The sequence below is a fragment of the Mesorhizobium sp. B2-9-1 genome, from assembly GCF_006439455.1.
In the GTDB taxonomy this organism is placed as follows: domain Bacteria; phylum Pseudomonadota; class Alphaproteobacteria; order Rhizobiales; family Rhizobiaceae; genus Mesorhizobium.
In genome coordinates, this window is sequence record NZ_VFTP01000017.1 from 89,258 (window position 1) to 96,614 (window position 7,357).

The 7,357-nt window shown below is 67.1% G+C and carries 5 protein-coding genes; 1 reads left to right on the forward strand and 4 read right to left on the reverse strand.

The genetic code is table 11. From position 1 onward, the window contains the following. Positions 1-87 precede the first annotated feature (87 nt). Positions 88-1,617, forward strand: a complete 1,530-nt coding sequence (locus FJW05_RS23025; protein WP_140635932.1) for a YifB family Mg chelatase-like AAA ATPase — start codon at positions 88-90, stop codon at positions 1,615-1,617. A gap of 29 nt (positions 1,618-1,646) precedes the next feature. On the opposite strand, the gene FJW05_RS23030 is transcribed toward FJW05_RS23025, so the two are convergent. The 4 genes from FJW05_RS23030 to FJW05_RS23045 all read right to left on the reverse strand — a co-directional run bounded on the left by FJW05_RS23030 (position 1,647) and on the right by FJW05_RS23045 (position 7,271). After that, positions 1,647-2,234, reverse strand: coding sequence for a TetR/AcrR family transcriptional regulator (locus FJW05_RS23030; protein ID WP_140543910.1), 588 nt, complete (start codon positions 2,232-2,234; stop codon positions 1,647-1,649). A 13-nt stretch (positions 2,235-2,247) separates the two neighbouring features. Beyond that, complete coding sequence (locus tag FJW05_RS23035) at positions 2,248-2,829, reverse strand: DUF308 domain-containing protein (protein WP_140635934.1); 582 nt, start codon at positions 2,827-2,829, stop codon at positions 2,248-2,250. 128 nt (positions 2,830-2,957) lie between these two features. After that, positions 2,958-5,126, reverse strand: a complete 2,169-nt coding sequence (locus tag FJW05_RS23040) for a malate synthase G (RefSeq protein WP_140635936.1) — start codon at positions 5,124-5,126, stop codon at positions 2,958-2,960. A 123-nt stretch (positions 5,127-5,249) separates the two neighbouring features. Continuing rightward, complete coding sequence (locus FJW05_RS23045; protein WP_140635938.1) at positions 5,250-7,271, reverse strand: hydantoinase/oxoprolinase family protein; 2,022 nt, start codon at positions 7,269-7,271, stop codon at positions 5,250-5,252. Between the last annotated feature and the right edge of the window lie 86 nt (positions 7,272-7,357).

Consider the following 7,357-nt stretch of genomic DNA (forward strand, 5'->3'; position numbering starts at 1 on the left):
GCCGCAAATCTGTGGTTGTCTGGCGTGAGGTCTTGCGCGGCCTGATCGCAGCGCCGCGCGGGAGCCGGCATCCGGGGGCTTGAAAAGATGGTGGCGCGGGTTCGCACGGTGGCTTTCCAGGGCATCGAGGCTTTGCCGGTCGATGTCCAGGTGATGGTTGGGCCGGGCAAGGTCGGCATGCAGATCGTCGGCCTGCCGGACAAGGCGGTGGCCGAAAGCCGCGAGCGCGTGCAGGCCGCACTCCATGCGTCGGGCCTGTCGATGCCGTCGAAGAAGGTGACGGTGAACCTCGCGCCGGCCGACCTGCCCAAGGAAGGCAGCCATTACGACCTGCCGATCGCGCTCGGCCTGATGGCGGCGCTCGGCGCCATCCCGGGCGATATGCTCGCTGGTTACGTGGTGCTTGGCGAATTGTCGCTCGACGGCACGATCACGGGCGTCGCCGGCGCGCTGCCGGCGGCGATCGGCGCCAATGCCGAAGGCAAGGGCCTGATCTGCCCCTTCGCCTGCGGCCCGGAAGCGGCCTGGGCGGGCAAGGATTTCGATATCCTTGCGCCGCGCAGCCTGATTGCCGTCGCCAACCATTTTCGCGGCACGCAGGTGCTGTCGCGGCCCGAAGCCGACATCCAGCTTGCCGCGCGCGACCTGCCGGATCTCGCCGACATCAAGGGCCAGGAGAGCGCCAAGCGGGCGGTCGAAGTGGCTGCCGCCGGCGGCCACAACCTTCTCATGGTCGGGCCGCCCGGCTCGGGCAAGTCGATGCTGGCGCAGCGCCTGCCCTCGATCCTGCCGCCGCTGGCGCCGAAAGAGCTGCTCGAAGTGTCGATGATCGCTTCCGTCGCCGGCGAGCTCGGCGAAGGCAAGCTGACCGACCGGCGGCCGTTTCGCGCCCCGCATCATTCGGCCTCGATGGCGGCGATGGTGGGCGGCGGGCTGCGCGCACGTCCGGGTGAGGTCTCGCTCGCCCATCACGGTGTGCTGTTCCTCGACGAGTTGCCGGAATTCACGCCGCAGACCTTGGATGCGCTGCGCCAGCCGCTGGAAACCGGCGACTGCATGATCGCGCGCGCCAACCACCGCGTCACCTATCCGGCGCGCATCCAGCTAGTGGCGGCAATGAATCCGTGCCGCTGCGGCATGTCGGGCGAACCCGGCTATCGCTGCCTGCGCGGCGACCGCTGCCGCACCGAATATCAGGCGCGCATTTCCGGCCCGCTGCTCGACCGTATCGACCTCAGGATCGAGGTGCCGGCGGTCTCGGCGAGCGACCTCATCCGGCCGGACAAGGCCGAGACGAGTGCGGCGGTGGCGCAGCGCGTGGCGCGTGCGCGCGCCATGCAGCGCGAGCGGTTGGAAAGACTGGGCGCGGGCGCCACCACCAACGCGCACTGCCCGCCCTCGATCGTCGAGGAGATCGCCAAGCCCGATAGCGCCGGGCTGACGCTGCTCAAGGACGCCAGCGAAAAGCTCGGCTTTTCGGCGCGGGCCTATCACCGCGTGCTGAAGGTGGCCCGCACGCTGGCCGACCTCGACGCCAGCGAAACCGTCGGCCGCATCCATCTTGCCGAGGCGATCTCCTATCGCATGAGCGCGGAGCGGATGGCGCAGGCGGCGTGACCGCAAGCGAGCCTGGCTTTCGTCCCTCTTCAATCTCGAGCCGGGATCAGCTTCTGCAGCGTCGGCGCCAGGATCATGCTGAAGGTCAGGACATCGCCATAGGCCCGCGCCGAAATCATCGCCCCGTGCACGGTCGCCATGAAGGCCTCCGCTTCGACGCGCGGCGCGGCGGCGATCGTCAATGTGCCTTGCGCGGCGCCGCGCTCGATGACGCCGGTCAGCCACCCCGAGAGAAATTGAAAATAGGCTCGGACCTCCGCAGCCACCTCAGGCGGAAGGGCCGGAAGCTCGCTGGCAAGCAGCGCGCAGACGCAAATCGGCCTGCTCGCGTCCTCGATACACTGCGCCCAGAAGCCGGCATAGGTGCGCAGCAACTGAGGCGGCGCAGGCACATTGCGCTCTAGCTCCGTCATGCCTGTCACGGCATCCTCGAGGTAGCGCTTGACCAGGGTTCGCACCAAGTCGACCTTGCTCGGGAAATGATGATGGATGCTGGCTTTGCGGATACCGACCACGTCGGCGATATCGGCGTAGCTGAACCCGTTATAGCCGCCGGCGACGATGAAGCTTCGCGCGGCGGCCAGTATGTCATCGGCGGTGTTGGAGGGCTTGTCCATGGACATGCCTACCTCAACTCGCGACCCGCCGCGACTTGCGAAGAATATCGCCGACAGAAAGCCACACGGCGGACACCAGGAAGTAGAAGGCACCGAAGGCGGCATAGGGCGCGACATTGGCGATGCTGATGGCATCGGCGCCGCCCGCCATCTTGACGAAGAAGAGGCCGGCTAGCGCCGACTGGGCGCCGCTCAGGATCATCGCCCATTGGGCGCCGTTGCTCTTCCAGCGACGCACCGCGGTGAGGAGCTGAAACGCGCCGGAGACGACCGCCCAGACCCCATAGACCGCGAGCACCGCGTTCATGCTGCGGCCAAGCGCGATAGCGACCGCGATCGCGGTGAGAATGCTGACGGCGAAATTGAGGAGCTGCGACTTGTTGCGGCCCAAGCCGCCGCTGCGCTGCGCGTCGACATAGTTCGCGAGCGCGTCCCATAGGGGATAGGCAACCAGCATGACCGCGGCGAGCGCCGGAACCGACCTGGCGATGGTGAAGGCTACCGCGACCCAGGCCGCCGATACGGCAAACCGCAGATAGTAATAGCTTTTGAGCCAGCCGTTTGAGGACTGGGCATGGTTCATTCGTGCAGGCATGACGGTTCCTTTCATTCACTGCCTACCAACTAGTAGGTAGATTGGAAATCGTCAATGCTTTGCAGGCCGGTCGTCGATCACCTCGATATCTCGTTTACGTGATCGGCCCGATTGCGCCCGCGGACGCGTTACTGCTCGCGCGCCTTCAACTCCAGCCGCCGGGCGTGCAGCACCGGCTCCGTATAACCGTTCGGCTGCACCGCCCCCTTGAACACCAGGTCGCAGGCGGCCTGGAAGGCGATGGAATTATCGAAGTCCGGCGCCATCGGCCGGTAGAGCGGGTCGCCGACATTCTGTCGGTCGACGATGGCCGCCATGCGTTGCAGCGAGTCCCTCACCTGGATTTCCGAGCAGACCTTGTGGCGCAGCCAGTTGGCGATGTGCTGCGAGGAGATGCGCAGCGTGGCGCGGTCCTCCATCAGGCCGACATCGTTGATATCGGGCACTTTGGAGCAGCCGACGCCCTGGTCGATCCAGCGCACGACGTAACCCAGGATGCCCTGCGCGTTGTTGTCGAGCTCGCGCTGGATCTCGTCCGGCGTCCAGTTCGGCCGCACCGCTACCGGCACCGACAGGATGTCGTCGAGCTTCGCCTTCGGCCGGCTCCTCAGCGCCGCCTGCACGGCGTGCACGTCGACCTTGTGGTAGTGCGTGGCGTGCAGCGTGGCGGCCGTCGGCGACGGCACCCAGGCGGTGTTGGCGCCGGCCTTGGGATGCGCGATCTTCTCAACCAGCATCGCCGCCATCAGATCCGGCATCGCCCACATGCCTTTGCCGATCTGGGCGTGGCCGGCGAGCCCGCACTCCAGGCCGGTATCGACATTCCAGGCCTCATAGGCGGAAATCCAGGCGGCCTGCTTCATGTCGCCCTTGCGGATCATCGGGCCGGCTTCCATCGAGGTGTGGATCTCGTCGCCGGTGCGGTCGAGGAAGCCGGTGTTGATGAACACCACGCGCTCTCTTGCGGCGCGGATCGCTTCCTTGAGGTTGACAGTGGTGCGCCGCTCCTCGTCCATGATGCCCATCTTGATGGTGTTCTTCGCCATGCCCAGCAGCGCTTCGACGCGATCAAAAATCTCGACGGCGAAGGCGACCTCTTCCGGCCCGTGCATCTTCGGCTTCACCACATACATCGACCCGGCGCGGGAATTCATCCGCCGGCCGTTCGGGCCGACATCGTGCAGCGCTATCAGCGCGGTGAGCGCCGCATCCATGATGCCTTCCGGCACCTCGTTGCCGTCACGATCCAGGATCGCCGGATTGGTCATCAGGTGGCCGACATTGCGCACCAGCATCAGCGAGCGGCCGGGCAAGGTGATGGTGCCGCCCGCGCGTGAAATGTAGCTCCGGTCGGCATTGAGCTTGCGGACGAAGGTCTTGCCGCCCTTCGTGATCTCTTCCGCGAGGTCGCCCTTCATCAGGCCAAGCCAGTTGCGGTAGACGACGACCTTGTCCTGCGCATCCACGGCGGCGACCGAATCCTCGCAGTCCTGGATGGTGGTCAACGCGGCTTCGAGGAGGACGTCGGCGATGCCCGCCGGATCGGTCCTGCCGATCTGGTTGGCGCGGTCGATCACGATTTCGATATGCAACCCATTCTTGACCAGAAGCACCGCTTCCGGCGTGGCGGCATCGCCGCGATAGCCGACGAACTGCCTTGGATCGGCGAGCGTCGTGGCGCCGGCGCCCTCGCCGGCTTTCAGCGCGCCATTCGCCACCGACAGCCCATTGACGCCCGCCCATTTGCCGGTGGTCAGCGGCACCGACTGGTCGAGGAAATCCTTCGCCCAGGCGATCACCTTGGCGCCGCGCGCCGGATTGAAGCCCTTGCCCTTCTCGGCGCCGCCGGCCTCGGCAATGGCGTCGGTGCCATAGAGCGCGTCATAGAGCGACCCCCAGCGCGCATTGGCGGCGTTGAGCGCATAGCGCGCATTCATCACCGGCACGACGAGCTGCGGCCCGGCAACGACCGCGATCTCGGGATCGACGTGCTCGGTCGAGACGCTGAAGGCCGGCCCTTCCGGCACAAGGTAGCCGATCTCCTTGAGGAAGGTCTTGTAGGCCTCCATGTCGAGCGGCGCGCCGTTTTCGCGATACCAGCCGTCGAGCTTCTCCTGCATGGCGTCGCGTTCCGCCAGCAGCGCGCGGTTCTTCGGCGCAAGGTCGTGGACGATCGCCGAAAAGCCGGTCCAGAATTTTTCCGGGTCGATGCCGGTGCCGGGCGTGGCCTCCGCGGCCACGAAGTCATGGAGCTCCCGGGCAATCCGCAACCCGGCGATCTCGATGCGGTCGGTCATCTGCACGTCTCCAGATAGGTGGCTTGCCGGGCGTTTGGCATGTTTGGGGTTGCGGGGTCAATTCAGCTTAGGGTGTAGGGGCGCGGCCTTTTCCTTCTCCCACAAGGGGAGAAGGAAAAGGCGCTACACCGCGATCCGCGGCCGTCCCGACGCCACGGCCAACACATGCGCCTCGATGAACATGCGCTGGCCCTCGATGGTCGAGACCTTGAACTCGGTGGAAACGTGGATCTCGGCGCTGTCGGTGCCTGCGTCCTTGGCGCGATCGGCGGCGAGCGCCCGCACATCGGCTTGCGCCGCTTCGATCGCCTTGTCCTCCTCCGTGAAGTCGCGCACCGTCTGGCCCGAGGCGAGGCGGAACAGGCCTTCCTTGGGCTGGCTGACGCGGGCCTCGGCCGAGACGCGCACCTGGCCGACGACGGCGCCGAGCGCGTTGGCGACATCGGTGTCTTCCGGCACGATGCAGCCATTGCCGACCAGCGGCGGCAGGCCGGCATAATGCAGCGGCGCCGAGGCGCCGAGGCCGATCACCGGGCGGTCGAGCGCGACGGTGAAGCGGGCGATGCCGGGATGGGCGTCGACCGCGCGCTGCACCAGCGCATGCGCGACGGTGGCCGCGCCGTCCAGCCCGTCCTCGGCAAAGGCGGTTTCCAAAATGTATTCGGCCGACCAGCGGGTCAGCGTGACGAGCACACGATCGGAAATCTCCTCCGGCGTCGCCGCGATCGTCTGGCCGCGGCCGTCGCGGCGGCGGGCGAAAAGCTCAGCGCCGAGGCGGGCGGTGGCGGTGTCCCAGTTGGCCTGTTTTCCCAGCACATGGGCGGCATCCGAAGGCGTAAAGCCCGAGATGTGGACAAGGCCCCGCGCGACCAGCCGGTTCAGCGTGGCGTTTTGCGCATTCGAAGCGAGCAGCCTGTCGAGCGCCAGCGGCGTGGCGCCGATCGTCTCGTAGAGCTTCGCTTCCGGACCGGTGAGGCCGGCGGCGAGCCGCTCCGGCACGCCGGTGCGCAGGGCAAAGCGCCCGTCCATGCGGCCCGGATTGGGCGCTCGCAGCTGGCGCTCCAGCTCGGTGGTGACCGCCTCGCCATGCACCAAGCCCGCCAGCGCCAGCGGCACCAGGCGGCGCGGCCCTAGCAGGATTTTTGGATCGAGCGCGCCGTCTTCCAGCGTCACTTCGGAGTCGCCGCCAAGGCCGAAGGTGCGCATGGCGACGGCTTCGACCATGGTGCGGAAGCCGCCGACGGTGGCGCCTTCCGGATCAAGCCGCGGCCGGCCGCCATCGAGCACGGCGACGTCTGTTGTCGTGCCGCCGATATCCGAGACCATGGCATCATCCAGCCCGGTCATGTGGCGGGCGCCGACAAGACTGGCGGCCGGGCCGGACAGAATCGTCTCGATCGGCCGCTGGCGGGCAAAGGCCGCCGAGACCAGCGCGCCGTCGCCGCGTACCACCATCAGCGGTGCTGCGATGCCACGCTTGGCCAGAAAACCTTCGGTCGCCGCCACCAGCCGGTCGATCATCGAGATTAGGCGCGCGTTGAGCAAGGTGGTGAGCGCGCGGCGTGGGCCGCCGAGCTTGGCCGAAAGCTCGTGGCTGGCGGTGACCGGCAGGCCGGTCTTGTCGCGGATCAGGTCGCGGGCCGCCAGCTCATGCGCCGGGTTGCGGGTGGCGAAATAGGCGCAGACGGCAAAGCCCGACACCGAACGCCCAAGTTCCGGCAGCGCCGCCTCGAGCCCGGAAAGGTCGAGTTTTGCCGCATTGCCATGCACGTCATGCCCGCCGGGCAAGAATACCACCGGATCGGTGCCAAGCGCCGTCTTCAGCCCGTCGCGCGCGAGGTCGGCTTCGGAAAAGCCGATCATCACCAGCGCCACGCGCCCGCCTTGGCCCTCGACCAGCGCGTTGGTGGCCAAGGTCGTCGACATCGAGACCAGTTTGATCGAGACCGGATCGGTCCTGGATTGTTCCAGCACCGCGTCCACCGCGCCGGAAATGCCGACGGCAAGGTCGTGGCGCGTGGTCAGCGACTTCGCCTTGGCCAGCACCTTGCCCTTCGGGCCGCCTTCCTCCGACCACAGCACCGCATCGGTGTAGGTGCCGCCGGTGTCGATGCCGAGGAAGAGAGGGTGAGGCTTGGCGGTCATTTCTGTGAGGCGGTCCGGGGTGGAGGGCTTTGTTGGGAAGCCCTTAGCCGATACGCGCTGACGGATAAAGACGGGAGGGATGGGCC